The sequence below is a fragment of the Aurantiacibacter xanthus genome, assembly GCF_003584015.1.
In the GTDB taxonomy this organism is placed as follows: domain Bacteria; phylum Pseudomonadota; class Alphaproteobacteria; order Sphingomonadales; family Sphingomonadaceae; genus Alteraurantiacibacter; species Alteraurantiacibacter xanthus.
This window is the reverse complement of sequence record NZ_QXFM01000064.1, coordinates 25,920-52,799: the sequence shown is the minus strand read 5'-3', so window position 1 is coordinate 52,799 and position 26,880 is coordinate 25,920. Positions and strand designations below refer to the sequence as shown.

The following is a 26,880-nucleotide window of genomic DNA, read 5'->3' as shown; positions in this document are numbered from 1 at the left end:
TCAAACTTCCGGTGTTCTGGCGAGGATCACGCGGGTCTGCGGCTTCTTGCCCGACCAGCGCTGCGCACAGCGGCGCGCGGCAAGGCGCGCGGCTTCGGCGATGGCGTCCTCGCTCTTGCGCTCGGGACCGCGCAGCTTGCCGATGGCGGTCAGCACGTCGGCCCGCGCCTCGGTGACGAAGGCGGGATAGTCCTCGTCGAGCGGCAGGCCAATTCCCTCGATACGGAGGTCATCGCCCTGCCCCAGCACGACGATCAGGATGCCGTCGCGGGCAAGGCGGCGGCGCATGGTGACCGCATCGCCATCGGCGGGCACGATAATGTCGCCATCGAGCACCAGACGCCCGGTGTGGATCTCGCCGATCTTGCCCGGCGCACCCGGCGCGAGGCGGACGATATCGCCGTTCTTCTGGAACACATTGTGCTCGATCCCGCAGCGTTCGCCGAACCGGGCCTGCTCCTGCATATGGCGGATTTCGCCGTGGACCGGCACCAGTATCTCCGGCCGCAGCCAGCCATAGAGCGCCTTCAGGTCGGGTCGCCCCGGATGACCCGAGACGTGGATTTCGCTCTGCCGGTCGGTGACCATGGTGATCCCGCACTCGGCCAGCATGTTCTGCACCCGGCCGATGGCGAGTTCGTTGCCGGGGATCTGGCGGCTGGAGAACAGCACCACGTCGCCCGAGACCAGTTGCAGCGGGTGGTTGTCCTCCGCGATCCGGGCGAGCGCCGCGCGCGGTTCGCCCTGCCCGCCGGTGGCGAGGATCAGCACCTCGCCGCGCGGCAGGCCCATCGCGGTGTCGAAGTCGACCAGCTCGGGCAGGTCTTCGAGATAGCCGTTATCCTGCGCCACCTCGATGATCCGGTCGAGCGAGCGTCCGGCCACGCACAGCCGCCGTCCGGTCTGCTCGGCAATCGCGCCCAGGGTCTGCAAGCGTGCCACGTTGGAGGCGAAGGTGGTGACCAGCACCCGCTTGCCGCGATGGAGCGAAACCTCCTCCAGCAGTCCGCGATAGACCTCGCCTTCCGAGCCCGAGGTGGCATCGTTGAACACATTGGTCGAATCGCAGACCAGCGCCAGCACACCCTCGTTGCCGATCTCGGTCAGCTCGGCCTCAGTGGCCGGCGTGCCGATCTGCGGCTCGTCGTCGAGCTTCCAGTCGCCGGTGTGGAACACGTGGCCGAACGGGGTCTCGATCAGCAGCGCGTTGCCCTCGGCAATCGAGTGCGCGAGCGGGATATAGGTGATGGTGAAGGGATCGAGCGTGATCGAGCCGTGATCGTCGGGGATCACGTTCAGCTCGACCGCATCGACCAGCCCCGCCTCCCCCAGCTTGCGCAGGATCAGGTCGGCGGTGAAGGGCGTGGCATAGAGCGGCACGCCGAAATCGGCAGCGAAATAGGGGATCGCGCCGATATGGTCCTCGTGCGCGTGGGTGAGGACGATGCCGATCAGGTCGTCGAGCCGGTCCTCGATGAAGTCGGGATCGGGGAACATCAGCTCGGTGCCGGGATATTCCGCCGCGCCGAAGCTCATGCCGAGATCGACCATCAGCCACTTGCCCCGGCAACCGTAGAGATTGAGGTTCATCCCGATCTCGCCCGAGCCGCCAAGCGCGAGGAACAGCAGTTCGTCTTCGGGAGTAAAGTCTTTTTTCATGTGGCCTTTGCCTGAGTTGCGAGAATGGCGAGGCCATGCAGGGTCAATTCGGGTTCGACCATGTCGAACACCTGGGTATGCTCGTCGAACAGCACGGCAAGCCCGCCGGTGGCGAGCACCTTTACGGGCCGTCCGATCTCATCCTTCATGCGCGCGATCAGGCCCTCCATCATCGCGACATAGCCCCAGTAGACGCCGATCAGCATCTGGCTTTCGGTGTTGCGACCGATCACGCTGTCGCTCTCGGGCGCGGCGATGGCGATGCGCGGGAGCTTGGCGGTCTTGCCGACCAGCGCGTCGAGCGAGAGGTTGATGCCGGGGGCGATGATGCCGCCCTTGTAGGCACCGTTGAAGTCGACCGCCTCGAACTTGGTGGCGGTGCCGAAGTCGACCACGATCAGGTCTCCGCCGATCAGCTTGTGCGCGGCGATGCAGTTGAGCGCGCGGTCCGCCCCGAGCGAGCTGGGCTGCTCGACATCGATCTCGAACTGCCAGGCGGCCTTGCCCTGCCCGGCGAACAGCGGCTCGACCCCGAAGTACTTCTCGGCCAGCACGGTGAGGTTGTGGTCCGCGCGCGGCACCACCGAGCCGATGATGACCTCGCTCACCTCGGCGCGATCAATCCCCTCGATCGCCATGAGCTGCACCAGCCAGACCGCATATTCGTCGGCGGTGCGGCGCGGGTCGGTGGCGATCCGCCAGCGGGTGCGGATCGTGTGTCCGCCCTCGCCATATTCGACCAGCGCGAACACGACATTGGTGTTGCCAACATCAATCGCCAGCAGCATCAGGCTTTCTCCTCGGTCACGTCGCCTGCGTGAATGACACGCTGGCTGCCATCGTCCAAGCGAAGGATCAGCGCGCCGTCGTCGGCAAGACCGGCGAACTGGCCGGAAACCGCAAGGCCGCGCTCGTCATGAACCGACAACGGGGTGCCGAGCGGGTGGGCCGCGGCCAGCCAGCGGGTGCGCAGATCGTCGCCGCTATGGCTGCGCCAGCGCGCAACTTCGCTGGCGAATGCTGCGGCGAGATCGCGCGCGAAGGCGTCACGCTGCGGGGCCGGACCCAGCGCCGACAGCGCCCGCGTCTCGCGGCCCTCGACAGGCGGAGCGGCCACAAGGTTCACCCCGATGCCGATCACCGCATGGTCCTTCACCCGCTCCAGCAGGATACCGCTGAACTTGGCGCCATCGAGCAGCACGTCGTTCGGCCACTTGAGCCGCACCCGCGAAGGATCGGCCAAGCGTTGCATCACCGTCTCAAGCAGCGCCAGCGCGGCAACCATGCTCAGCTGCATCGCCGGCGGATCGTCAGCGCGCAGCGTAACCACTGTCGAGCCCATGAAGTTGCCCGGTGTATCGAGCCACTGCCGCCCTTGCCGTCCGCGCCCGGCAGTCTGGCGGTCGGCGACCAGCCAGTAGCCCTCGGCCAGCGTCTCGCCAGCGAGCAGGCGCGCGGCGAGATCGGCGTTGGTGCTGCCGGTTTCGCCGATGGTGTCGATTTGCACCAGCGCCCTATCCTGCCAGCGGCAGCGATCCTGCGGCCGTGTTGGCAACCGACACCAGCCAGCCCGTGAGCAGATAGCCGACCGGCGAGATCAGCACCGCGCAGATCGCCAGCAGCACCCAGTTCGCGGTGTCGGCTTCGCCCTTCACCCGGTCAATAGGCTCGTCGAAGAACATCACCTTCACGAACTTGAGATAGTAGAACGCGCCGATCACGGAGGCGGCCATGCCGAGCACGGCGAGCGCCAGCAGGTTCGCCTCGACCGCGGCCCAGAACACCACCAGCTTGCCCCAGAAGCCCATCAGCGGCGGGATACCGGCAAGGCTGAACATGATCAGCAGCAGGCACCAGGCCAGCGCCGGGCGGGTGGTCGACAGACCGGCAATGTCAGCAAAGGTCTCAAGCTGATTACCCTCGGCATCGCGCAGCAGCAGCAGCGCGGTGAAGCTGCCAATGGTCATCACGACGTAGATCGCGAGGTAGACCAGCATCGCTGCCAGGCCCGCCTGCGTGGCGGCGGCAAGACCGACCAGCAGGAAGCCAACGTTGTTGATCGACGAATAGGCGAGCAGACGCTTGAGGTTCTTCTGACCGATCGCGCCAAGCGCACCGACCACGATCGAGGCGAGCGCAGCGAAGATCACCACCTGCCGCCAGGCATCGGCCTGCGAGCCGAAGGCCTCGACCGCGACCCGTCCGAGCAGCACCACCGCCGCCACCTTGGGCGCGCTGGCGAAGAACATCGTCACCGGGGTCGGCGCGCCTTCGTAGACGTCGGGCGTCCACATGTGGAACGGCACCGCGCTGATCTTGAAGGCAAGGCCCGCCAGCACGAAGATCAGCCCGAACAGCATGCCGGTGCTCATCTCGCCCGCCGATGCGGCGGCCTGAATGGCAGCGAAGCTGGTGCCGCCGGTAAAGCCGTAGGTCAGGCTCATGCCGAACAGCAGGATGCCCGAGGCCAGCGCACCCAGCACGAAGTACTTGAGGCCCGCTTCCGCCGACTTCTCGTTGGAGCGCAGGAAGCTCGCCAGCACGTAGGACGACAGCGAGTTCAGCTCGAGGCCGATATAGAGCGTGAGCAGGTCGCTGGCCGAAACCATGATGCTCATGCCGAGCGCGGCGAACAGGATCAGCACCGGATATTCGGCGCGCATCGCCCCGAGCCGGTCGAAATAGCGCGGGGCGACAATCAGCGCCGCACCGCTGGCGGCGTAGATCATCAGCTTGGCCATGCCCGCATAGGCGTCGGCGCTGAACTGGCCGAAGAAGGCCATCGTGCCGGGGCCAGAAGCACCAGCGCAGACCGAGGGCGCAACCAGAGCGAAGGCAGCACCAAGCGCCACACAGCAGGCGACCGAAATGGAGCTGGAGAGCCGATCACCACCCCAGGCGGCAAACAGCAGCATGACCAGACCCGAAAGCGACAGGATCAGTTCGGGCAGGACGAGGCCGAGCGAGGTCGAGAGTTCCATCAGTGGGCCTCCCCTTCAGCATGGGCTTCTTCGGCAGACACGCCCGTTCCCATCTTGAAATGCGCATCGCCCTGCGGCGCGGCGCGCGACACACGCGCGTCGAGCACGGCGATATCCTGCCTCATCGGGGCGAGGAAGCTCTCCGGGTAGACACCCATCCACAAGGCGGCGGCCGCAATGGGCACCAGCAGCAGATATTCGCGCGTCGAAAGGTCAGGCATGGCAGCGGCGTCTTCGTTGACTTGGGCGCCGAAGGCGACGCGGCGATAAAGGTAAAGCATGTAGGCAGCGCCAAGGATAATGCCGGTGGTGCACACGAAGGCGGCCCAGCTCGAAATCTGGTAAACGCCCGCGAGGCTCAGGAACTCGGCAACGAAGCCGCTGGTACCCGGCAGGCCGATCGAGGCCATGGTGAAGAACAGAAAGATCGTGGCATAGGCCGGCATGTTGATCGCAAGGCCGCCGTAGCGCGAAATCTCGCGGGTGTGCAGCCGGTCGTAGATCACGCCCACGCACAGGAACAGCGCACCCGAAACGAGGCCGTGGCTGAGCATCATCACCATGGCGCCCTCGAGCCCCTGGGTGTTGAAGGCGAACAGGCCCGCCGTCACGATGCCCATGTGGGCGACCGACGAATAGGCGATCAGCTTCTTCATGTCGTGCTGGACCAGCGCGATCAGGCTGGTGACCACCACGGCCACCATCGAGAGACCGAGCACCAGCCACATGAACTGCGCGCTGGCCTCGGGGAACATCGGCAGGCTGAAGCGGATCATGCCGTAGCCGCCGAGCTTGAGCATCACGCCCGCGAGGATCACCGAACCGGCGGTGGGTGCCTGCACGTGCGCGTCGGGCAGCCAGGTGTGGACCGGCCACATCGGCATCTTCACCGCGAAGCTGGCGAAGAAGGCGAGCCAGAGCCAGGTCTGCGCCTGCGGCGGGAAGTCGTAGACCATCAGCTCGGGAATGCTGGTGGTGCCGGCTTCCATCACCATCCACAGCATGGCGATCAGCATCACCACCGAGCCGAGCAGCGTATAGAGGAAGAACTTGTACGAAGCGTAGATGCGGTTGTCGCCGCCCCAGATACCGATGATCAGATACATCGGGATCAGGCTGGCTTCGAAGAAGATGTAGAACAGCAGGATGTCCTGCGCCATGAAGACGCCGATCATCAGCACTTCCATCAGCAGGAAGGCCGCCATGTACTCGCCCACGCGCTTGGTGATCGAAGTCCAGCTTGCCCCGATGCAGACCGGCATCAGGAACACGCTGAGCATGATCAGCATCAGCGCAATGCCGTCGATGCCGAGCGCATAGTCGAAGCCTGCGAACAGCGCGGCGCGTTCGGTGAACTGCCACTGGGCCCCGCCCACGTCGAAGTTCATCCACAGCACGATGCCGAGGGCAAGGTCGATCAAGGTGGCGACAAGCGCGATCACCCGGGCGGTCTTAGCCTCGGAGAACAGGCAGGCGATGGCACCGACGAGCGGCACCAGCAGCATGGCGGAAAGGATCGGAAAGCCCCCCATCAGAACAACACCCAGGTGATGGCGGCAACAAGGCCGAGCAGCATGATCAGCGCGTAGCTGGTAAGATAGCCCGATTGCACGCGGGCGGCGAGGCCCGAGCCGCGCATGACAAGCCATGCCGCGCCATCGGGGCCGAAGCGGTTGATCGTACCTTCGTCACCGGCCTTCCAGAACAGGCGGCCGAGCCAGAAGGCGGGCTTCACGAACACGTAGTTGTAAAGCTCGTCGAACATCCATTTGCGGTAAACGAAGCGATAGATCGGGCCGAGCTGCTGAACCACCGCCGCAGGCACCGAAGGCTTGCGAATGTAGGCATACCAGGCCGCGATGAAGCCGAGCACCATCACGATGAACGCGGCATACTTCACCAGCGTCGGCACCCCGTGCATCGCGTGGATCAGGTGCTCGTTATAGGCGATGGCACCGTTCCAGAACGCTTCGGTGTCGATGAACTGGGTGTGGAACACCTGTCCGGCCAGCACCGCGCCGACGCTGAGCACGACCAGCGGGGTCAGCATGACCCACGGGCTCTCATGCGGGTGGTAGCCACCGGTGGTGTCCGCGCCCGCCTGTTCCGGCGTCTTGTGAACCGAGTGCTGAATGTGCTCGCTCTCGATCCAGCGCGGCTTGCCCCAGAAGGTGAGGAACATCAGACGCCATGAATAGAAGCTGGTGAGCAGCGCAGCCGCCGTACCGAGCCAGAAGGCCGCATTGCCGGCCGAGGTGCCCGAAGCATAGGCCGCCTCGAGGATCGCATCCTTCGACCAGAAGCCCGCGAAGCCCGCACCGAGGTGATAGACACCCAGACCCGTGATCGCGAGTGTGCCCGCAAGCATGGCGTAGAAGGTAATCGGGATGTGCTTACGCAGGCCGCCATAATAGCGCATGTCCTGCTCGTGGTGCATCGCGTGGATGACCGAGCCTGCCCCCAGGAACAGCAGCGCCTTGAAGAAGGCGTGCGTGAACAGGTGGAACATCGCCGCGCCATAGGCCCCGACACCGGCAGCAAAGAACATGTAGCCGAGCTGCGAGCAGGTCGAATAGGCGATCACGCGCTTGATGTCCCACTGCGTGGTGCCGATGGTGGCGGCGAAGAAGCAGGTGGCCCCGCCGACGATCGTCACCACGGTCAGCGCGGCAGGCGCCGCCTCGAACATCGGCGACAGGCGGCAGACCATGAACACCCCCGCGGTCACCATGGTGGCAGCGTGGATCAGGGCCGAAACCGGGGTCGGGCCTTCCATCGCGTCGGGCAGCCAGGTGTGCAGGCCGAGCTGGGCCGACTTGCCCATCGCGCCGACGAACAGCAGCAGACACAGGATCGTCATCGTGTCCCAGCGCAGGCCGAGGAAGGTGATCGTGCTGCCCGCCATCGAGGGCGCGGCGGCGAGGATCTCGGGGATCGAGGTGGTCTGGAACACCAGGAAGGTGCCGAAGATGCCGAGCATGAAGCCAAGGTCGCCCACGCGGTTGACCACGAAGGCCTTGATCGCGGCGGCACCGGCCGAGGGCTTCTGGAACCAGAACCCGATCAGCAGGTACGAGGCGAGGCCCACGCCTTCCCAACCGAAGAACATCTGCACCAGGTTGTTGGCGGTCACCAGCATCAGCATCGCGAAGGTGAACAGCGACAGATAGGCAAAGAAGCGCGGCTGGTCCGGATCGTCGGACATGTAGCCCCAGCTGTAGAGGTGAACCAGCGCCGAGACGCTGGTGATGACCACAAGCATGATCGCGGTCAGCGTGTCGACCCGCAGCACCCAGTCGAAGCTCATCGCGCCCGACTGCACCCACTTGAGCACGGGCACCACGGTCGCCGGAACCTCACCGCCGAGGAACTGGAGGAAGATCGGCCAGCTCAGCGCGCACGACAGGAACAGGCCGCCGGTGGTGATCACCTTCGCGGGCATGTTCCCGAGCTTGCGGTTGCCCAGTCCGGCGATGATCGCCGCCAGCAGCGGGGCGAAAACAATAATCAGGATCGAAGCGGAAGTAGTCACTTCATTTCCCCTTCGTCATTGCGAGCGGAGCGAAGCAATCCAGCTCCCGAGGTTGCGCGAGAATGCCGCGTTGCGAACTGGATTGCCGCGTCGCCTGCGGCTCCTCGCAATGACGAGGTGTTGGATGAGTACGACAAGATCACGCTCAGCCCTTCATCCGGTTGACATCGTCCACGGCGATCGTGCCGCGCGAACGGAAGTAGATAACGAGAATGGCAAGGCCGATGGCCGCTTCGCCCGCCGCCACGGTGAGCACGAACATGGCGAAGATCTGCCCGGTGAGATCACCAAGGAAGGCGCTGAAGGCCACCAGGTTGATGTTCACGCTGAGCAGGATCAGCTCGATCGCCATCAGGATGACGATGATGTTCTTGCGGTTGAGGAAGATCCCCAGCACGCCCAGCACGAACAGGATCGAGCTGACGACGATGTAATGTTCGATGCCGATCATGAGACGGCTCCACAATGAATGTTACACATCCGCTCGCCCTGAGCTTGTCGAAGGGCAGGCATGAGGTCAGCCCGGCGCATGGCCTTCGGAAGCGAAGCTGTGCTGAAAGCACACCGGCTCAGGCTGAGCGGGTCTTGGGTGCGAACCGAAATCACAGCTCGACCCCCTGCCCGCTGACGGGCTGCTTGAGTTCGGTCGCCTCTTCAGGACGCCGCGCGTTCTGCTTGGCGATGTTCTGGTGACCACGCGCGCTGCGCTGTTCGCGGTGAGTCAGCACGATCGCGCCGATCATCGCCACCAGCAGAATGATGCCGGCACTTTCGAACAGGAACAGGTAGCGGCCATAGAGCAGCTCACCGATCTGGGCGATGTTGGTCTGGCCCAGCAGCACTTCACCCGAGGGCGTGCCCAGCTCGATTATGCCAGCGCGATAGGCACCCAGACCGAGCACCAGCTCGCACACGAGCACCAGCGCGATCACCACGCCGAGCGGCGCGTTCTTCACAAACCCGGCGCGCAGTTCGGCGAAGTCGATGTTGAGCATCATCACAACGAACAGGAACAGCACCGCAACCGCGCCGACGTAAACGATCACCAGCAGCATGGCGATGAATTCGGCGCCCACGAGCACCATCAGGCCCGCCGCGTTGAAGAACGCGAGGATCAGCCACAACACCGAATGAACCGGGTTGCGGGACAATATGGTCATCGCTCCGCTGGCGATCACCAGCGCGGCGAACAGGTAAAAGGCGATGATGTGCAGCATTAGCTAAGCCCCCGTTCGCCTCGAGCGGAGCCGAGAGGCGCGGCGCAAAGTGTCTCGACTAGGCTCGACACGATCGGTTGAGTGGTTCCCCGGTTCACGTGCGGCCCCTATCGATACGGCGCGTCGGCTTCAAGGTTCGCGGCGATGGCCCGCTCCCACTTGTCCCCGTTCGCCAGCAGTTTTGCTTTGTCGTAAAGCAGTTCTTCGCGCGTTTCGGTCGCATATTCGAAGTTCGGCCCTTCGACGATCGCATCCACCGGGCAGGCTTCCTGGCAGAAGCCGCAGTAGATGCACTTGGTCATGTCGATGTCGTAGCGCGTGGTGCGGCGGCTGCCGTCGTCGCGCGGTTCGGCCTCGATGGTGATGGCCTGCGCCGGGCAGGTCGCCTCGCACAGCTTGCAGGCGATGCAACGCTCCTCACCGTTGGGATAGCGGCGCAGCGCATGCTCACCGCGGAAGCGCGGGCTAAGCGGGTTCTTCTCGAAGGGATAGTTGATCGTCACCTTCGGCTTGAAGAAGTACTTGAGCGTCAGCATGTGGGCCTTCACGAATTCCCACAGGGTGAACGACTTGATGAGTTGTGCGGCGGTCATGCTGCCACTCCGTAACGGGTAAACATCAGCCAGCCCGAGATGGCGACGACGAAGAACAGGCTCAGCGGCAGGAACACCTTCCAGCCCAGCCGCATCAGCTGGTCATACCGGTAGCGCGGCACCGTCGCCATCACCCAGCTGAACATGAAGAAGAAGAAGAACGTCTTCAGCAGGAACCAGATGATGCCCGGCACATAGTACAGCACCGGAATATCGAGCGGCGGCAGCCAGCCACCCCAGAACAGCAGCGTGTTCAGCGAGCACATCAGCAGGATGTTGGCATATTCGCCGAGCCAGAACAGCGCGAAGCTCATGCTCGAATATTCGGTCTGATAGCCTGCCACCAGCTCAGACTCCGCCTCGGTGAGGTCGAACGGCACGCGCTGCGTTTCCGCCAGTGCCGAGATGAAGAACATCACCCAGATCGGGAACAGCAGCAGGTTGAACCAGTAGCCGTTGATGATCCCGAAGCCGTGGCCCTTCTGCGCCTCGACGATGGCCGAGAGGTTGAACGAACCCGCATAGAGCACCACGCAGACGAGGATAAAGCCGATCGAGACTTCGTACGAAATCATCTGCGCCGAGGCGCGCATAGCGGAGAAGAACGGGTACTTCGAGTTCGACGCCCAACCCGACATCACCACGCCGTAAACCGACAGCGAGCTGATCGCGAGAATGTAGAGCAGGCCAACGTTGATGTCGGCCAGCACCACGCCCGCGTCGAACGGGATCACCGCCCAGGCGGCCAGCGCCACGGTAAAGGTGACGACCGGCGCGATCAGGAAGATGCCCTTGTTCGCTGCCGAAGGAATGATGGTTTCCTGCAGCATGACCTTGAGGCCGTCGGCGAAGCTTTGCAGCAGGCCGAAGGGGCCGACCACGTTCGGCCCGCGGCGCAGGTTGATCGAGGCCCAGACCTTGCGGTCGACATAGATGATCATGGCCACGGCCAGCATCAGCGGCAGCGCAATCAGCAGCGAGCCGATGATGGCCGAGACGATCATCGCCCAGCCAGAGTCCATGCCCCATTCGATGAAAGTGGCGGTCATTCCGCGGCCTCCTTCAGGGCGTCACCCAAAAGCAGTTCGTTCGAGCACTGCTGCATCACCACGCTGGCGCGGGCGATCGGGTTGGTGAGGTAGAAATCCTTGATCGGGCTCGGGATCGGGCCCGAAGGCGAGGTGTTGCCCGCAACCGAAGCGGCGAGCGCGCCATAGTCGGCCAGCCCCTCTTCGCCCAGCGCCGGAACCTCGGCGATCATGGCGGCGCGCAGCTGGTCGAAGCTGTCGAAACCGACCGTCACGCCCAGCGCATCGGCAAGCGCGCGCAGGATCGTCCAGTCTTCACGCGCGTCACCCGGCGCGAAGACGGCCTTGTCGGCCATCTGCACGCGGCCTTCGGTGTTCACATAGGTCCCCGCCTTCTCGGAGAAGGCCGAGGCGGGCAGGATGATGTCGGCTGCGTGAGCGCCCTTGTCGCCGTGGTGGCCAATATAGACCTTGAGACTGCCTTCGAACTTCGCGAAGTCGACCTCGTCCGCGCCCAGCGCCAGCAGCACCTTGGGCCTGGCCGCGACCAGATCGGCAATGCCGCCCTGCTGCGCGAAGCCGAGCATCACCGCGCCCATCCGCGCCGCCGCAATGTGCAGCGCGTTAAAGCCGCTCCAGCCCTCTTTCACGCAGCCCAGCTCGTGCGCGAGGCTGAGCGCCTTGGCATGGGCACCGGCCGCAAAGCCACCCGCGCCGAGGATCACGGCGGGACGTTCGGCGGCCTTGAAGGCCTCGGTCAGTTCGGCGGGCAGATTGCCCAACGCCGAGGCATCGGCCCCGAGGAACATCGCCGGATAGGTGGTCTCCCATTCGGGTCCGACCACGAAGACCTTGGCCCCGCGCTTGGCCGCCTTGCGCAGCCGCACGTTCACCAGCGGCGCTTCCCAGCGCAGGTTCGCGCCGATGATCAGCACTGCGTCGGCGGTCTCGATCCCGGCCAGCGTCGAATTGAAATTGATCGCCGCGAGGTTCGTGCAATCGTAGTCCATGCCGGTCTGGCGGCTCTCGATCAGCGAGGACCCTGAGGCCTTGAGCAGCGCCTTGGCCGCAAACATCGTCTCGCAGTCGAGCAGGTCGCCTGCCACAGCAGCAATCGAAGCGCCGGGCTTGGCCGCCGCGATGGCGTCAAATGCCTCGGCCCAGCTTGCCTGCGCCAGCTTGCCGTCCTTGCGGACCCACACCTTGTCGAGGCGGCGGCGGATCAGGCCATCGACCTGATAGCGCGCCTTGTCGCTGATCCACTCCTCGTTGACGTCGTCGTTGACGCGCGGCAGCGCGCGCAGCACTTCGCGGCCACGGCTGTCGAGGCGGATGTTCGCGCCGATCGCGTCGGACACGTCGATGGAGAGCGTCTTCTTCAGCTCCCACGGACGTGCCTCATAGGCGTAGGGAGCGCTGGTGAGCGCGCCGACCGGGCACAGATCGATCACATTGGCGCTCATCTCGTGCTTGGCAGCCTGTTCGAGATAGGTGGTGATCTGCATGTCCTCGCCGCGATAGAGCGCGCCGATCTCGTCGACGCCCGCAATCTCTTCCGAGAAGCGCACGCAGCGGGTGCAGTGGATGCAGCGCGTCATCGTGGTCTTGATGAGCGGGCCCATGTTCTTCGAGGTCACCGCGCGCTTGTGCTCGTGATAGCGCGAGCCCCCGCGGCCATAGGCGACCGACTGGTCCTGCAGGTCGCACTCGCCGCCCTGATCGCAAATCGGGCAATCGAGCGGATGGTTGATGAGGAGGAACTCCATCACCCCTTCGCGCGCCTTCTTGACCATCTCGCTATCGGTGCGGATTTCCTGCCCCTCGGTGGCGGGCAGCGCGCAGGAGGCCTGCGGCTTGGGCGGCCCCGGCTTCACCTCGACGAGGCACATGCGGCAGTTGCCCGCGATGGAGAGACGTTCGTGATAGCAGAAACGCGGGATTTCCTTGCCCGCCAGCTCGCACGCCTGGAGCACGGTGGCACCAGCGGGAACCTCGATTTCCTGTCCGTCTACGGTGACTTTAGGCATTATTCGGCTGCCTCTTGCATAGCGCCCGCACGCTCATTGATGCGGCGCTCGATTTCGGGGCGGAAGTGGCGGATCAGGCCCTGGATGGGCCAGGCGGCGGCATCGCCCAAGGCGCAGATCGTGTGGCCTTCCACCTGCTTGGTGACCTGTTGCAGCATGTCGATCTCTTCGATCTCGGCATCGCCGGTCTCAAGCCGCTTCATCACGCGCCACATCCAGCCCGTGCCCTCACGGCAGGGGGTGCACTGGCCGCAGCTCTCGTGCTTGTAGAAGTAGCTCAGACGCGAGATCGCGCGCACCACGTCGGTGCTCTTGTCCATCACGATCACGCCAGCGGTGCCGAGGCCCGAGCCAAGCTCTTTCAGCCCGTCGAAGTCCATGAAGGCATTGCGGATCTGCTCGCCCGGCACCAGCGGCACCGACGAGCCGCCGGGGATCACCGCGAGCAGGTTGTCCCACCCGCCGCGAATGCCGCCGCAGTGCTTCTCGATCAGCTCCTCGAAGGTGATGCTCATCGCCTCTTCAACGACGCAGGGCTTGTTCACGTGCCCCGAGATCTGGAACAGCTTGGTGCCCTTGTTGTTCTCGCGCCCGAAGGACGAGAACCACGCAGCCCCGCGCCGCAGGATCGTCGGCACCACGGCGATCGATTCCACGTTGTTGACCGTGGTCGGGCAGCCATAGAGGCCCGCACCCGCCGGAAACGGCGGCTTGAGGCGCGGCTGGCCCTTCTTGCCTTCGAGGCTCTCGATCATCGCGGTCTCTTCGCCGCAGATGTAAGCGCCCGCGCCGCGATGAACGTAAACGTCGAAATCGTAGCCCGACCCGGCGGCGTTCTTGCCCAGCAGGCCGGCGTCATAGGCCTGCTCGACGGCGGCAAACAGCGTCTCGGCCTCGCGGATATATTCGCCGCGAATGTAAATGTAGGCCGCCCTTGCGCGCATGGCGAAACCGGCGATCAGCGCGCCTTCGACCAGCTTGTGCGGATCGTGGCGGATGATCTCGCGGTCCTTGCACGAGCCGGGCTCGGACTCGTCGGCGTTGATGACGAGGAAGCTGGGCCGTCCGTCCTTGCTTTCCTTCGGCATGAAGCTCCACTTCATACCCGTTGGGAAGCCCGCCCCGCCCCGGCCGCGCAGGCCCGAGGCCTTGATCTCGTCGATGATGGCGTCTTGCCCGACTTCCATCAGCTTCTTGGTGTCGTCCCAGTCACCGCGCGCCTGTGCCGCCTTCAGGCCCCAGTCCTGAAAGCCATAGACGTTGGTGAAGATGCGGTCTTTGTCAGCCAGGCTCATGCGCCCAGTCCTCCGAATACAAATGCTGCGGCGAGTGCCAGAATGACCACCAGCGCCACCGTCTTGACGATGCCCTTGAGCACCTTCCACGCGACCACCACCAGGATGAGCGCAATGACGATGGGCAGGATCTGATCCATCTTACCACTCACCCCGATAGTCGTGGTTTTCCTCGACCATCTCTTTGAGGCTCGACAGCGCGCCGGCGGGCTCGCTGGTGTGGCGGCCAGGCTCCTGCGTGCCGGTCTTGGGGCTCTCGCCCTTGGCCAGCGCGTCGAGCACGGCGTCCATCCGCTCGGCGGTCAGGTCTTCGTAGTTATCGTCGTTGATCTGGACCATCGGCGCGGTGGCGCAGTTGCCCATGCACTCGACCTCGGTGAACGACCAGAGGCCATCGTCCGACACGTGCCCCGCCTTCATCCCGCGCTTCTTGCAGGTGGCGATGATCTCGTCCGAGCCGCGCAGCATGCACGGCGTCGTGCCGCAGACCTGCACGTGGTATTTGCCCACCGGCTCAAGGTTATACATGGTGTAGAACGTCGCCACTTCGAGCACGCGGATCACCGGCTGATCGAGATAGGCGGCGACATATTCGATCACCGGCAGCGGCAACCAGCCTTGCGTGTCGGTCTCGGCGCCGACCTGACGCTGGGCATAGTCGAGCAGCGGCATGGTGGCTGAGCGCTGACGTCCCTCAGGGTAACGGGCGATGGCCTTGTCGGCCTTGGCCTTCGTTTCTTCGTTGAAGGTCCAGCTGCCCCACTGCGCGCGCAGTTCGGGCGTATCAGGGGCGATCTTACGCGCGGCCATCGGCCAGCCTCCGTTCCAGATAGCGGCCCGCATAGAGGCCGATCACCGCCGCAAAGGCGGTGGACAGGGTTTCCTTGAGCGGTGCCTCGCCATGGAACACGGCGAGATAGCCCGCAACCGCAGCGGCAAAACCAGCCAGCACGGCAATGAGGATGATGATCTCGCGCAGCATCAGCGAATGAACTCCACGCGGCTGCACTTGTCACCCTCGAAGCTGTAGACGGCGACCACGTCAAACGGCTCGACCAGCTCCGAGCCATCGGAAGCGGGGCCGCGCGTGACGTGTTCGCGGAAGATCACGAAGTCGCCGATGGCCTGCTTCTCGACGATCTCGGCATGGTTCTGCGGCCACTTGGCAAAGGCGGCAGCGAGCCCGGAGCGGGTGCCCTCCTTGCCCTCACGCACGACCGCGCCGCGATAGTTCGCTTCGCAGGCGTCGTCGGTCATGTACGAGACGTAAGTATCCACGTCCTGCGCGTTATAGGCCGCGATCATCGCTTCGGCGGTTGCGACATTGCTCACCGGTCGCACTCCCCGAACACGACGTCGATTGCGCCGAGGATGGCGGTTGCGTCGGGCAGCATGTGGCCCTTGCACATGAAATCCATCGCCTGAAGGTGGCTGAACGCGGTCGGGCGGATCTTGCAGCGATAGGGCTTGTTCGAGCCATCGCTCACCAGATAGACGCCGAACTCGCCCTTGGGGCTCTCGGTCGCCACGTAGACCTCGCCCGCGGGCACGTGGAAGCCTTCGGTGTAGAGCTTGAAGTGGTGGATCAGCGCTTCCATCGACTGCTTCATCTCGCCGCGCTTCGGCGGCACGATCTTGCGGTCGGTCGAAGCCACCGGACCTTCGGGCATCTGCTCGATGCACTGCTTGATGATGCGCGCCGACTGATAGACTTCCTGCATGCGGACCATGAAGCGGTCGTAGCAGTCCGAATTGGTGCCGACGGGAATGTCGAACTCCATCCGGTCGTAAACGTCGTAAGGCTGACTCTTGCGGATATCCCACGGGATACCGGCAGCGCGGATCATCGGGCCGGAGAAGCCCCATGCAATCGCGTCTTCCTGGCTCACCACGGCGATATCGACGTTGCGCTGCTTGAAGATGCGGTTGTCGGTAACGAGGCTCATCGCATCGCCGAACAGCTCGGGCAGACGCCCGTCGCACCAGTCGGCAATGTCGGTCAACAGCTTGAGCGGCACGTCCTGATGCACACCGCCCGGGCGGAACCAGGCCGAGTGCATGCGCGCGCCCGAAGCCCGCTCGAAGAAGTTGAGGCAGTCCTCGCGCAGCTCGAACATCCACAGGTTCGGCGTCATCGCACCCACGTCCATCACGTGGCTGCCCATGTTGAGCAGGTGGTTGCAGATGCGGGTCAACTCGGCGAACAGCACGCGCAGATACTGGCCGCGCTCGGGCACTTCCAGATTGAGCAGCTTCTCGATCGCCAGCACATAGGAGTGCTCCATCCCGAGCGGCGAACAATAGTCGAGCCGGTCGAAATAGGGCAGCGCCTGAAGATAGGTCTTGTACTCGATCAGCTTCTCGGTGCCGCGATGCAGCAGGCCGACGTGCGGATCGATCCGCTCGATGATTTCACCGTCAAGCTCCATCACCATGCGCAGCACGCCGTGCGCAGCCGGGTGCTGCGGGCCGAAGTTGATCGTGTAGTTGGTGATTTCCTCGTCACCGGTGGTGGGCGAGGTTTCCTGGACGAGGCCGCTCACTTGCCCTCCTCCTTCTTGTCGTCAGACTCTTTGGCGGCCTTGGCATCAGTCTTGGCGCCAGCGCCAGTATCCTTGGCGTTTTCCGTGGTCTTGGGCTTATCCACCGGAGGCGGCGCGGGGGTTTCGCTCGCCTTTTCGTCGCCGGGGAGGATATATTCCGCCCCTTCCCACGGGCTCATGAAGTCGAAGCTGCGGAAGTCCTGCGCCAGTTCGACCGGCTCATAGACCACGCGCCCTTCCTCTTCGGAATAGCGCAGCTCCTGATAGCCGGTGAGCGGGAAGTCCTTGCGGAAGGGATGCCCTTCGAAGCCGTAGTCGGTGAGGATGCGGCGCAGGTCGGTGTTGCCCTCGAACAGCACGCCGTACATATCGAACACCTCGCGTTCGAGCCAGCCTGCGACCGGCCACAAGGTGGTGACGGTTGGCACCGGGGTATCCTCGGCGGCCTGCACCTTCACGATGATGCGGTGATTCTTCGTCAGGCTGAGCAGCATGTAGACAACTTCGAACCGCTCGGCGCGATCCGGGTAGTCGGCCCCGGCGATTTCCATCAGCTGCTGGTAGGCATGTTCGTCGCGCAGGGCGCGCAGCGCGTTCTCGATCTCACCGCGCGCGACGGTGATGACGATCTCGCCATGCTCTTCCTTGGCGGCGACAACCTTGTCACCAAGCGCGGCGGTCAGCGTGTCGAGCACACCCTCGTTCGAGGCAATGCGGGGGGCGGAGTGAAGGACAGCAGCCATCAATTGCACCCTTTCCGTTCGCCTCGAGCGAAGTCGAGAGGCGGTGCGCGGCGTGTCTCGACTTCGCTCGACACGATCGGCTGGTATTGCAAATGGGCCATCTTAACGCTCAATCGTCCCGGCGCGGCGGATCTTCCGCTGCAGTTGCATCACGCCGTAAAGCAGGGCTTCGGCTGTCGGCGGGCAGCCGGGGATATAGATGTCGACCGGCACGATGCGATCGCACCCGCGCACCACCGAATAGCTGTAGTGATAGTAGCCGCCGCCATTGGCGCAGCTGCCCATCGAAATGACATATTTCGGGTTCGACATCTGGTCGTAAACACGGCGCAGCGCCGGGGCCATCTTGTTGCACAAGGTGCCGGCCACGATCATCACGTCCGACTGGCGCGGCGAGGCGCGCGGGGCGACGCCGAACCGCTCCATATCATAGCGCGGCATGTTGACGTGGATCATCTCCACCGCGCAGCAGGCGAGCCCGAATGTCATCCACCACAGCGAGCCGGTGCGCGCCCACTGGAACAGGTCCTCGGTGCTGGTAACGAGGAATCCCTTGTCATTCACCTCGGTGGAAAGGGCGTTGAAATAGTCCTGATCGGGCTGGCGCACTTCGCCGCCGGTGGCAGCGGGCGCGAGCGTTTCGTTCACTCCCATTCGAGAGCTCCTTTCTTCCAGGCATAGGCCAGGCCAATGGCCAATTCGCCGAGGAACACCATCATGGTGATCCAGCCGGGCCAGCCGGTGAGATCGAGGCTGACCGCCCAGGGAAACAGGAAGGCTGCCTCAAGATCGAAGATGATGAACAGGATCGCCACCAGATAGAAGCGCACGTCGAACTGGCTGCGCGGATCTTCGAAGGCGGGGAAGCCGCATTCGTATTCGCTGAGCTTGGCGGCGGTCGGCTCGTGGGCGCCGGTCAGCCGGGCCACGCCCATGGGCAGAAACACGAAGGCGGCAGACAGAATCACCGCGATTCCCAGAAAGATGAGGATCGGCAGATATTCGGTCAGATCGATGGGTGTAGCCATAGGGTACGGACTCGGTTGTTCGGCGCGACGATTTGAGCGCGTCTAGGCAATGGTCGAGCCAAGCGCAAGGCACGGCTGGCGCTGATTTCGGGCCTTTCTGTGCGTTTCTTGCCGCAAAGCAGCATGATGCGAATCGTTCTCAAGGCCAAACCCGCTGACAAGTCATTGCGAGCACGGCGCTTGGCCCCCATGTGCCTAGCCGTTAAGACGTAATCGAAGCCAGTTACCTTTCGCCTATCACCTCAACGGAGCGACCGTCCAATGGCCACTTTCAATTCCGCCGATCCTATCGTTATTCTGTCCTATGCGCGCACCCCCATGGGCGCGATGCAGGGCGCACTGTCCGAGGTTACCGCCACCGATCTGGGCGCCACGGCAGTCAAGGCAGCGATGGAGCGCGCCGGTGTTGCAGGCGAAGATGTGGACCGGGTCTACATGGGCTGCGTACTGCCTGCCGGCCTCGGCCAGGCTCCGGCGCGTCAGGCGGCGCTGAAGGCGGGCCTGCCGCTCTCGGCGCAGGCCTCCACCGTGAACAAGGTCTGCGGCAGCGGCATGCAGACCGTGATCATGGGCTCCGAGGCGCTCGCTTCGGGCGGCGCGGATGTGATCGTGGCGGGCGGCATGGAGAGTATGACCAACGCCCCCTACCTGCTCAAGAAGCACCGTGGCGGCGCGCGGCTCGGCCACGACACCGCCTATGACCACATGTTCCTCGACGGGCTGGAAGACGCCTACAAGGCTGGCACCGCCATGGGTGCCTATGCACAGGACATGGCCAACGAATACCAGCTCACCCGCGAGGACATGGACAGCTACGCCATCGCCTCGCTTGAGCGTGCCAATGCCGCCATCGCCAGCGGTGCCTTTGCCGATGAAATCGTGCCCGTCACCTTCACCACCCGCAAGGGCGATGTGACCGTGGACACCGACGAAGGCCCCGGCAATGGCCGTCCCGACAAGATCCCGCAGCTGCGCCCCGCCTTCGCCAAGGACGGCACCATCACCGCCGCCACCTCCTCGTCGATCTCCGACGGCGCGGCGGCCATGGTGCTCACCCGCAAGAGCGTGGCCGACGAGAAGGGCCTCACCCCCGTCGCCACGGTGATCGCCACCGCCGCCCATGCGCAAGACCCGGCCGCCTTCACCACCGCGCCGGTGGGTGCGATCAACAAGGTGCTCGAAAAGGCCGGGTGGAGCGTCGATGACGTCGACCTGTGGGAAGTGAACGAGGCCTTCGCCTGCGTCGCCATGTTCGCGATGATGGACATCGGCATCGCCCACGACAAGATCAACGTGAACGGCGGCGGCACTGCGCTCGGCCACCCGATTGGGGCCAGCGGCGCGCGCATCATCGTCACCCTCATCAATGCGCTCAAGCAGCAGGGCAAGAAGCGCGGCGTGGCCTCGCTCTGCATCGGCGGCGGCGAAGGCACGGCGATTGCGGTGGAACTGGTCTGACGGCTTATCCGTTGACCAGTCGGACATAATCAACGAATGTCCCGCTCAACAGAGGGAGCATGGATATGAAGAAGAGCCTTTTCGCCGCCGTCGCGGTCCTTGCGCTGGCCGCTTGCAGCCAGAGCGAGACACCTGCCGATGCACCCGAAGCCGCCCCCAGCGGCAATGTGCTGACAGGGGCCGAACCCGGATTCGAAGCGGTCGCGCCGGGCACCTATTCGGTCGAACATGCCAATGGCGATGTCGATACGATCACCATCCACCCCGGCATGACCTTCTCACGCATTTCTGCCGATGGCACGCCCTCGGGCGGCACCATCTTCATGCAGGACGGCAAGACCTGCTTCGTGGTCGAAGGCGTGGAAGGGCACAGCTGCTTCACCGACGGCCCGGTGCAGGCAGACGGCTCGATGCAGACCACCTCGGATGCGGGCAATGTCTCGACCGTGCGCCCGGCCCCGGCTGACGAAGCCGTCACCGCCGGCGACGACTGAGCGGTTTCGACCAGTTCGATACGAAAAGGGCGGCCATGGTGCCGCCCTTTTTTGTGTCGCCAATGGTTCGCCGCGGTCAGGGGTCGCCGTCGCCCCAGAGCCGGTCGGCCTCGACAAAGCCGCGATGACCGCGCACCGAAAACGCGCACCAGCCCGCGCTGCATTCGCCCAGTTCGCCGACCACCCCCGGCGCGACATGCCAGCGCAGCGCGGCAGAGGCGCTCCCCTCGGCCCGGATCGCCGCGTTGCCCTCGCCGGTCACGATTGCGGCGCGGGTGCGGCTGAGCATGCGCGAGGCCATCCAGCCGCGCTTGCCATCGGGGTCTTCGACATAGCGCCACCCCTCGTTCACGCGCAGCACCTTCACCGGCAGCCCCTCGCGCTTGTACACCCACTCGATCGGATAGTTCATGCTGGGGCCGACGCGCATGAAGACCCTGCTGACCGAAATGCTCGCCCAATAGGGCGTCTCGGCAGTCTGCGCCGAAGCCGCGACAGCCGATAGCCCTGCCCCGAGCACGCAACCGATGGCGGCAACAGCCGGAATGATCTGCCTTGCAAACATTTCCGCGTGATAGTCCGGTGAGTACATGTGGTGCAACATCCCGCACAATCTTGCCCGCAACGCTGTTTGTGCTCTAACAGGCTCCGCCACGGGGAGAGGCCCATCGGCAGCTTGGCCTGCCGGGGCGAATTGCAGGGGAAGATCATCGCATGGTTCGCAAAATCGCCACCGGACTGTGGCTCGCCGCCGCATCCGACGCCGCTATGGCACAAGACCTCGTGCCCGCTGCCGGCGATAGCGGCGATACGGCATGGATTCTGGTGTGTTCGGCGCTGGTGCTGCTGATGTGCCTGCCCGGCCTCGGGCTGTTTTACGGCGGGCTGGTGCGGGCCAAGAACTTCCTCTCGGTGCTGATTCAGGTCGCCGCGGTGGCGGGCCTTGCCTCGGTGCTGTGGGTGATCGTGGGCTATACGCTTGCCTTCGGCGAGACCACCGGCGGCGTGCTCGGCAATGGCCGCGCATGGATGCTGATCGACCTTGGCGCCGTGCGCGCCGGACTGACGATCCCGGAAAGCGCCTTCGTGCTGTTCCAGATGACCTTTGCCGCGATCACCCCGGCGCTGATGGTCGGCGCCTGGGTCGACCGCGCCCGGTTCGGCTGGGTCATGGCCTTCACCGCGCTGTGGAGCCTGCTCGTCTATGCGCCCGTCGCACACTGGATGTGGGGCGGCGGCTGGCTCGCGCAGCTGGGCGCGCTCGACTTTGCTGGTGGCATCGTGGTGCATACCACGGCGGGCGTCTCGGCGCTGATCGTCGCGCTTCTGCTGGGCCGGCGGCAGGGCTTTCCCACCGCCTCGCTGCTGCCGCATGCCCCCGGCATGACGATGCTCGGCGCGATGCTGCTGTGGGTCGGCTGGTTCGGCTTCAACGGCGGCTCGGCCCTTACCGCCACCGACGATGCCGCGAGCGCCATCATCGCCACCCACACCGCCGCCGCCGTGGCCGCGCTGACATGGGTGCTGATCGAGAAGATCAGGTTCGGCAAGCCGACCACGGTGGGCTTTGCCACCGGCGCCATCGCCGGGCTGGCCACGATCACGCCTGCCGCCGGGTTCGTCTCGCCGGGCGCTGCGATCCTGTTCGGAGCATTGGCCGCGATAGTGTGTTTCTGGGCCATCGGTCTTGTCAAGCATCACCTCAGGATCGACGATTCGCTCGACGTTTTCGCCGTCCATGGCGTGGGCGGGATGCTCGGCTCGCTGCTGCTGGCGCCGTTCCTCTCGGCGGCGCTTGGCGGCACCGGCTATGCCGAGGGCGTGGGCATGGCCCGAATGCTGGCGCTGCAAGTCGCTGCCGTGGGTGTCGTGGCGCTGTTCTCGGCGATTGTCACCGCGCTCATCGCGCTGGCGGTCTCGCTGTTCATCCCGATGCGGGTGAGCGCGGAGGAGGAAGTCGAAGGGCTCGATCAGACCAGCCACGGCGAACGCGGGTGGATGTTCGATTGATGGCTCGTCAAGCTCAGGTTCAGCGCTGCTCGCATAAGGGGCGCATCATGCACAAGACCCTCACCACTCTGGCGCTGGCTTCGGCCATGCTGGCCGCGCCTGCCCTGGCGCAAAACGATATCGGCACGCTCGAACGTGGGGCCTATATCTGCGAACTGCCCGGTGACGTGCGCGGCGCGGCGGGCATTCCGCAGCCGGAGGAGAGCTTCACGATCACCAACGCCTCGCGCTATTCCAGCCCGCAAGGCAGCGGCACCTACCTACGCCGCGGCAACGAGGTGCGGATGACTTCCGGCCCGCGCAACGGCAATGTCTACCGCATCATGAGCCGCAGCTTCCTGCGCCTGCTCGACGGGGACGGCACGCCGGGCAAGCTGCGCTGCATCCGTCTGGGGCGCTGAGGCTACTCGCCGATCAGCCAGTACAGGTGGATCAGCCACAGCTCGCGCAGGGCGAAAGGCACTTTTGCGGCCAGCGACCGATAGCGCGTCAGCGGAGTGGGTTCGGGCTGGGCATCGTAGCCCAGATCGCGCGCCATGGTCAGCGCGCGGCGCATATGCAGCGGATCCGTCACCAGCAGCACGCTTCCGCCCGTGTGGCCGAGATTGCCCGGCTGTGCGAAGACGAGGTTTTCCATCGTCGTGCGCGATGCCTCTTCGGTTAGGATCGCCGTATCGGGCACTCCCGCTGCGACAGCGCGCAGGCGGGCGGCCTGCGCCTCGCCGAGCCGGTCACCCTGTGCGCGACCGCCGGTGAACAGGATGCGCTTTACCCGCCCTTCGTTCCACAGCGCGATGGCATGGTCGATCCGCGCCGCAAACACTGGCGAAGGTTCGTCATCGTCAACCGCCGCGCCGAGAACCAGCGCGATGTCCGCCCGCGCATCGGGGGCGCTGTCCGCTCCCTGCCAGATCCAGCCCAGAACCAGCGCCAGCCAGACCAGCACCAGCCCGGCCAGCCCGATCAACCAGCGTCGCCTCACGTCAGCAGTTTGGCAAAGGCCTTCACCGCCGCGACCTCATCGCCGTTCCATACCGCGCCGGAAACCGCGAGGAAGTCAGCCCCGGCCTCGATCAGCGCGGGCGCATTGTCGGGCGTGATCCCGCCGATGGCGACGCAAGGAATCTCGAACAGGCTCGACCACCAGCGCAGCAGATCGAGGTCCGGCTTGTGCTCACTCTGTTTGGTGCTGCTGGGAAAGAAGGCCCCGAAGGCGACATAGTCGGCCCCCGCATCGCCCGCTTCCATCGCGAGATGGCGGCTGGCGTGGCAGGTAACGCCGATCTGGACCTCACGGCCCAGTTCCTCGCGTGCCTCACGCGGGTCGCCGTCGCCCTGCCCGAGATGGACGCCGTCGGCCTTGATCCGCTTGGCCAGCGCCACCGAATCGTTGACCACGAAGGCCACATCGCGCGCGCGGCAGATTTCCTGCAAGGGCGCGGCAAGGCGCGCGGCCTCGTGCTGGTCGACGTCTTTCACGCGGAACTGGAAGGCCGCGACCGGGCCGGCGTCGAGCGCGCGTTCAAGCCGCGCCGGAAAGTCGCCCCCCACCTCAAGCGGAGAGATCAGATAAAGCGAGCAGCTGGTGGTTGGTGCGTTCATATTCAGGCCATTAGCAATCGGGCAGCGATGCGCAAATGACCATGAACACTCTTCTGACGCCAATCGCCCTCGCCGCCGCCCTGTCGGGCTGCGCGATCATTCCCCAGACCGGCGCGCCCATGAGCGCTCTGCCCGCAGGCAGCGCCACGGCGCTGAACGAAAGCGTGGCGGTCGGGCCGCTGGTGGCAACCCCGCTGAAAGTGGTGGAAGACAGCCGCTGCCCGATGAACGCCCGGTGCATCCGCGCGGGAGAGGCCATCGTGACGACCCGCCTGAGCAATGGCGAACGCACCGTCACCACCGATCTCAAGCTCGGTGAACCGGCGCAGGCGCTGGGCTATGCGGTGCGGCTGGTGGATGTCGCGCCGGCGAGGATGACCGATACCACCCTCACCGCGCGCGACTACCGTTTCACATACGAACTCGCCGAGTAATTACCCGGCGATCGAAGCCTCGCAGATCGAGCCGATTGCTTCGCCGAGCGACGCGTCGAACTCGGCGTCGCTCATCTGCGCACGCAGGTCGCCGAGCAATGCACGGCTGAAGCTCGCGATCATGCCGATGTTTTTGGCCAGTTCGACACAGGCCTCGGCGCGGGTGAACCCGCCCGAGAGCGCCACCACCTTCAGCACCTTGGGGTGGTCGACCAGTTCCTTGTACTGGTTGGCCTTCGCCGGGATCGACAGCTTGAGCATCACCTGCTTGCCCTCGTCCAGCGCATCGAGCTGCTTGAGGATTGCGTTCTTGAGGATCTCCTCGCCTTCCTCACGGTCCTCGGCGGTGATTGTATATTCGGGTTCGAGGATCGGCATCATGCCATGCGCGATCACCTGCTCACCCACCGCGAACTGCTGCGCCACGATTGCGGCGATGCCCTCGGGGTTGGCGGCGTTGATCACCGAACGTTCCTTGGTGCCATAGACGCCGAGCGCCTTGGCGCGGGTGAGCAGCGCATCGAGATCGGGCATCGGCTTCATCAGCTGAACGCCATTGGCCTCGTCTTCGAGGCCTTTGTCGATCTTAATGAACGGGGCGACGCCCTTGTCGAGCAGCGCGGTGGGCGTGGGCTTGCCGCCGACTTCACCGTCCATGGTCTTTTCGAACAGGATCGCGCCGAGGATTTTCTCGCCGCTGAAAGCCGGGCTGGAAATGATGCGCGAACGCATGTCGTGGATCCTGGCGAACATTTCGTCGTCGCCGTTCCACTCGTCATCGGCCACGCCATAAGCGCGCAGCGCCTTGGGGGTGGAACCGCCCGATTGGTCGAGCGCGGCGATAAAGCCCCGCCCGGCAGCAATCTTCTGCGTGATCTGATCGGTATTCATCGCGCCTACTTCTCCTCAAGTAATTGGCACAGGCCTGTTATGGCGCATTTCGCGCCTGCACAACCGGGCAGATGGCCGCCGCCTGCCCCGTGCGATGACGGGACAGTTCGGCAGACACAATCAACCTTGGATCAGGCGCGCTGAAGCGCCGCGACGCCGGGCAGTTCCTTGCCTTCCATCCATTCGAGGAAAGCGCCGCCCGCGGTCGAGATATAGGTCACCTGGTCGGTCACTCCGGCATGGGCCATGGCCGCGACCGTATCGCCGCCGCCCGCCACCGAAATGAGCGATCCTTCCTGCGTCAAAGCTGCCGCCGTGCGTGCGAGAGCGACGGTAGCGGCATCGAACGGCTCCATCTCGAAGGCACCGAGCGGACCGTTCCACACCAGCGTGCGGCACGTCTTGAGCACATCGCCCAGCGATTCGACCGCCTGTGGGCCGACATCGAGAATCATCTCATCGGCGGCCACCTCGTGCACATTGCAAACGCGGTAGCTGTCGGGATTGGCGGCAAATTCTTTCGCCACGGCGACATCATAAGGCAAATGGATCGTGCAACCGGTGCGGTCGGCTACTTCCATGATCGCATTGGCGGTATCGACCAGATCGTGCTCGCACAGGCTCTTGCCAACATCGACGCCCTTGGCGGCGAGGAAGGTATTGGCCATGCCGCCGCCGATAATCAGGTGCTGGACCTTGGCCGAAAGGTTTTCCAGCACCGCCAGCTTAGAGCTGACCTTGGCCCCACCCACAACGGCAGCGACCGGCGGCTGCGGGTTGCCAAGCGCCGAATCGAGCGCCTCCAGCTCCTTCTGCATCGAGCGACCGGCATAGGCGGGCAGCAAATGCGCGAGGCCCTCGGTGCTGGCATGGGCGCGGTGCGCGGCGGAGAAGGCGTCGTTGACGTAGAAGTCGCCGTTTTCCGCGATGGCCTTGGCGAAGTCGGCATCGTTCGCTTCTTCACCCGGCCAGAAGCGGGTGTTTTCGAGCATCCCGATATCGCCGTTGCCGAGAATGTCGACCGCCTGCGTCACCACCGAGCCGGAGACTTCGGGGATGAACATCACCTCGCGCCCGAGCACGCCCTCGATCGCGCCCTGCACCATGCTCATCGACATGGTCGAATTGCGCTGGCCCTTGGGGCGGCCGAAGTGCGCGAGCAGCAGCACCTTGGCGCCGCGGTCGGCCAGTTCGAGGATCGTCGGAGCAACCGCGCGGGCGCGGGTGAGGTCCGTGGCGAGGCCATCGGCCATCGGCAGGTTGAGATCGACCCGGACCAGCGCGCGCTGGCCGGAAAGATCGTCAGGAAGGTCGTCGAGGGTTTTGAAACTAGCCATAAAGTGCT

The 26,880-nt window shown here is 64.7% G+C and carries 30 protein-coding genes; 5 read left to right on the top strand and 25 right to left on the bottom strand.

All coding sequences use genetic code 11. The features are described from left to right. The 20 genes from D2V17_RS06530 to ndhC all read right to left on the bottom strand — a co-directional run bounded on the left by D2V17_RS06530 (position 1) and on the right by ndhC (position 18,646). On the bottom strand, positions 1-1,659 hold the full coding sequence (locus D2V17_RS06530; RefSeq protein ID WP_119592290.1) for a ribonuclease J: 1,659 nt from the start codon (positions 1,657-1,659) through the stop codon (positions 1-3). Continuing rightward, a complete protein-coding gene (locus D2V17_RS06525) occupies positions 1,656-2,447 on the bottom strand; it encodes a type III pantothenate kinase (RefSeq protein ID WP_119592289.1) in 792 nt (263 codons plus the stop codon). Before D2V17_RS06525 ends, D2V17_RS06530 begins: the two co-directional genes overlap by 4 nt. Then, entirely contained in the window at positions 2,447-3,166 is a 720-nt protein-coding gene (locus D2V17_RS06520) for a biotin--[acetyl-CoA-carboxylase] ligase (protein WP_119592288.1), read from the bottom strand. Before D2V17_RS06520 ends, D2V17_RS06525 begins: the two co-directional genes overlap by 1 nt. Before the next feature lie 7 nt (positions 3,167-3,173). After that, on the bottom strand, positions 3,174-4,640 hold the full coding sequence (nuoN, locus tag D2V17_RS06515; protein ID WP_119592287.1) for an NADH-quinone oxidoreductase subunit NuoN: 1,467 nt from the start codon (positions 4,638-4,640) through the stop codon (positions 3,174-3,176). Further along, positions 4,640-6,172 carry an NADH-quinone oxidoreductase subunit M gene (locus tag D2V17_RS06510; protein WP_119592286.1) on the bottom strand — a complete coding sequence of 511 codons (1,533 nt, stop codon included), beginning with the start codon at positions 6,170-6,172 and terminating at the stop codon, positions 4,640-4,642. Before D2V17_RS06510 ends, nuoN begins: the two co-directional genes overlap by 1 nt. Beyond that, a complete protein-coding gene (gene nuoL / locus D2V17_RS06505) occupies positions 6,172-8,172 on the bottom strand; it encodes an NADH-quinone oxidoreductase subunit L (RefSeq protein ID WP_119592285.1) in 2,001 nt (666 codons plus the stop codon). The genes D2V17_RS06510 and nuoL overlap by 1 nt, the downstream gene beginning before the upstream one ends. A gap of 145 nt (positions 8,173-8,317) precedes the next feature. Then, entirely contained in the window at positions 8,318-8,623 is a 306-nt protein-coding gene (gene nuoK, locus D2V17_RS06500; RefSeq protein WP_119592284.1) for an NADH-quinone oxidoreductase subunit NuoK, read from the bottom strand. 151 nt (positions 8,624-8,774) lie between these two features. Then, positions 8,775-9,389: an NADH-quinone oxidoreductase subunit J gene (locus tag D2V17_RS06495; protein WP_119592283.1), complete on the bottom strand. Its 615-nt coding sequence runs from the start codon at positions 9,387-9,389 to the stop codon at positions 8,775-8,777. A 107-nt stretch (positions 9,390-9,496) separates the two neighbouring features. Next, on the bottom strand, positions 9,497-9,982 hold the full coding sequence (gene nuoI, locus D2V17_RS06490) for an NADH-quinone oxidoreductase subunit NuoI (protein ID WP_119592282.1): 486 nt from the start codon (positions 9,980-9,982) through the stop codon (positions 9,497-9,499). Further along, a complete protein-coding gene (nuoH, locus tag D2V17_RS06485; RefSeq protein WP_119592281.1) occupies positions 9,979-11,031 on the bottom strand; it encodes an NADH-quinone oxidoreductase subunit NuoH in 1,053 nt (350 codons plus the stop codon). Before nuoH ends, nuoI begins: the two co-directional genes overlap by 4 nt. Further along, entirely contained in the window at positions 11,028-13,037 is a 2,010-nt protein-coding gene (gene nuoG / locus D2V17_RS06480; RefSeq protein ID WP_119592280.1) for an NADH-quinone oxidoreductase subunit NuoG, read from the bottom strand. The genes nuoH and nuoG overlap by 4 nt, the downstream gene beginning before the upstream one ends. Further along, the gene (nuoF, locus tag D2V17_RS06475; RefSeq protein WP_119592279.1) at positions 13,037-14,332 is read right to left on the bottom strand and encodes an NADH-quinone oxidoreductase subunit NuoF; all 1,296 of its coding nucleotides are present in this window, start codon (positions 14,330-14,332) and stop codon (positions 13,037-13,039) included. The genes nuoG and nuoF overlap by 1 nt, the downstream gene beginning before the upstream one ends. Next, positions 14,329-14,472, bottom strand: coding sequence for a hypothetical protein (locus D2V17_RS21260; protein WP_191229107.1), 144 nt, complete (start codon positions 14,470-14,472; stop codon positions 14,329-14,331). The genes nuoF and D2V17_RS21260 overlap by 4 nt, the downstream gene beginning before the upstream one ends. Position 14,473: 1 nt before the next feature. Continuing rightward, on the bottom strand, positions 14,474-15,142 hold the full coding sequence (locus D2V17_RS06470) for a complex I 24 kDa subunit family protein (protein ID WP_119592278.1): 669 nt from the start codon (positions 15,140-15,142) through the stop codon (positions 14,474-14,476). Then, positions 15,129-15,314: a hypothetical protein gene (locus D2V17_RS06465; protein ID WP_119592277.1), complete on the bottom strand. Its 186-nt coding sequence runs from the start codon at positions 15,312-15,314 to the stop codon at positions 15,129-15,131. Before D2V17_RS06465 ends, D2V17_RS06470 begins: the two co-directional genes overlap by 14 nt. Further along, complete coding sequence (locus tag D2V17_RS06460; RefSeq protein WP_119592276.1) at positions 15,314-15,664, bottom strand: nuclear transport factor 2 family protein; 351 nt, start codon at positions 15,662-15,664, stop codon at positions 15,314-15,316. Before D2V17_RS06460 ends, D2V17_RS06465 begins: the two co-directional genes overlap by 1 nt. Then, positions 15,661-16,875, bottom strand: coding sequence for an NADH-quinone oxidoreductase subunit D (locus D2V17_RS06455; RefSeq protein WP_119592275.1), 1,215 nt, complete (start codon positions 16,873-16,875; stop codon positions 15,661-15,663). The genes D2V17_RS06460 and D2V17_RS06455 overlap by 4 nt, the downstream gene beginning before the upstream one ends. Next, the gene (locus D2V17_RS06450) at positions 16,872-17,618 is read right to left on the bottom strand and encodes an NADH-quinone oxidoreductase subunit C (protein WP_119592274.1); all 747 of its coding nucleotides are present in this window, start codon (positions 17,616-17,618) and stop codon (positions 16,872-16,874) included. Before D2V17_RS06450 ends, D2V17_RS06455 begins: the two co-directional genes overlap by 4 nt. A 102-nt stretch (positions 17,619-17,720) precedes the next feature. Further along, positions 17,721-18,272 (bottom strand): NuoB/complex I 20 kDa subunit family protein, encoded by a 552-nt coding sequence (locus D2V17_RS06445; protein ID WP_119592273.1) that lies wholly within the window; start codon positions 18,270-18,272, stop codon positions 17,721-17,723. Then, positions 18,263-18,646, bottom strand: coding sequence for an NADH-quinone oxidoreductase subunit A (ndhC, locus tag D2V17_RS06440; RefSeq protein WP_119592272.1), 384 nt, complete (start codon positions 18,644-18,646; stop codon positions 18,263-18,265). Before ndhC ends, D2V17_RS06445 begins: the two co-directional genes overlap by 10 nt. Positions 18,647-18,907: 261 nt before the next feature. Here ndhC and D2V17_RS06435 point away from each other — a divergent pair, with 261 nt between their 5' ends. Next, positions 18,908-20,104, top strand: coding sequence for a thiolase family protein (locus D2V17_RS06435; protein ID WP_119592271.1), 1,197 nt, complete (start codon positions 18,908-18,910; stop codon positions 20,102-20,104). A gap of 65 nt (positions 20,105-20,169) precedes the next feature. Beyond that, positions 20,170-20,598, top strand: coding sequence for a lipoprotein (locus D2V17_RS06430; protein WP_147367261.1), 429 nt, complete (start codon positions 20,170-20,172; stop codon positions 20,596-20,598). A gap of 76 nt (positions 20,599-20,674) precedes the next feature. Here D2V17_RS06430 and D2V17_RS06425 read toward each other — a convergent pair whose 3' ends face one another. Continuing rightward, positions 20,675-21,163 (bottom strand): SH3 domain-containing protein, encoded by a 489-nt coding sequence (locus D2V17_RS06425; protein WP_119592302.1) that lies wholly within the window; start codon positions 21,161-21,163, stop codon positions 20,675-20,677. A 149-nt stretch (positions 21,164-21,312) separates the two neighbouring features. On the opposite strand from D2V17_RS06425, the gene D2V17_RS06420 reads away from it, so the two are divergent. Beyond that, positions 21,313-22,608, top strand: coding sequence for an ammonium transporter (locus D2V17_RS06420; RefSeq protein WP_119592269.1), 1,296 nt, complete (start codon positions 21,313-21,315; stop codon positions 22,606-22,608). Positions 22,609-22,655: 47 nt separating this feature from the next. Then, positions 22,656-23,009, top strand: coding sequence for an elongation factor P (locus D2V17_RS06415; RefSeq protein ID WP_147367259.1), 354 nt, complete (start codon positions 22,656-22,658; stop codon positions 23,007-23,009). 2 nt (positions 23,010-23,011) lie between these two features. On the opposite strand, the gene D2V17_RS06410 is transcribed toward D2V17_RS06415, so the two are convergent. Together D2V17_RS06410 and thiE are read right to left on the bottom strand one after the other, a co-directional pair. After that, complete coding sequence (locus D2V17_RS06410) at positions 23,012-23,590, bottom strand: YdcF family protein (RefSeq protein WP_119592267.1); 579 nt, start codon at positions 23,588-23,590, stop codon at positions 23,012-23,014. Next, on the bottom strand, positions 23,587-24,210 hold the full coding sequence (gene thiE / locus D2V17_RS06405; RefSeq protein ID WP_119592266.1) for a thiamine phosphate synthase: 624 nt from the start codon (positions 24,208-24,210) through the stop codon (positions 23,587-23,589). Before thiE ends, D2V17_RS06410 begins: the two co-directional genes overlap by 4 nt. 41 nt (positions 24,211-24,251) lie before the next feature. On the opposite strand from thiE, the gene D2V17_RS06400 reads away from it, so the two are divergent. Then, positions 24,252-24,644, top strand: coding sequence for a hypothetical protein (locus D2V17_RS06400; protein WP_147367257.1), 393 nt, complete (start codon positions 24,252-24,254; stop codon positions 24,642-24,644). Here D2V17_RS06400 and D2V17_RS06395 read toward each other — a convergent pair whose 3' ends face one another. Together D2V17_RS06395 and D2V17_RS06390 are read right to left on the bottom strand one after the other, a co-directional pair. Beyond that, entirely contained in the window at positions 24,645-25,535 is an 891-nt protein-coding gene (locus tag D2V17_RS06395) for a fructose bisphosphate aldolase (protein ID WP_119592264.1), read from the bottom strand. 131 nt (positions 25,536-25,666) lie between these two features. Then, entirely contained in the window at positions 25,667-26,872 is a 1,206-nt protein-coding gene (locus D2V17_RS06390; protein WP_119592263.1) for a phosphoglycerate kinase, read from the bottom strand. Between the last annotated feature and the right edge of the window lie 8 nt (positions 26,873-26,880).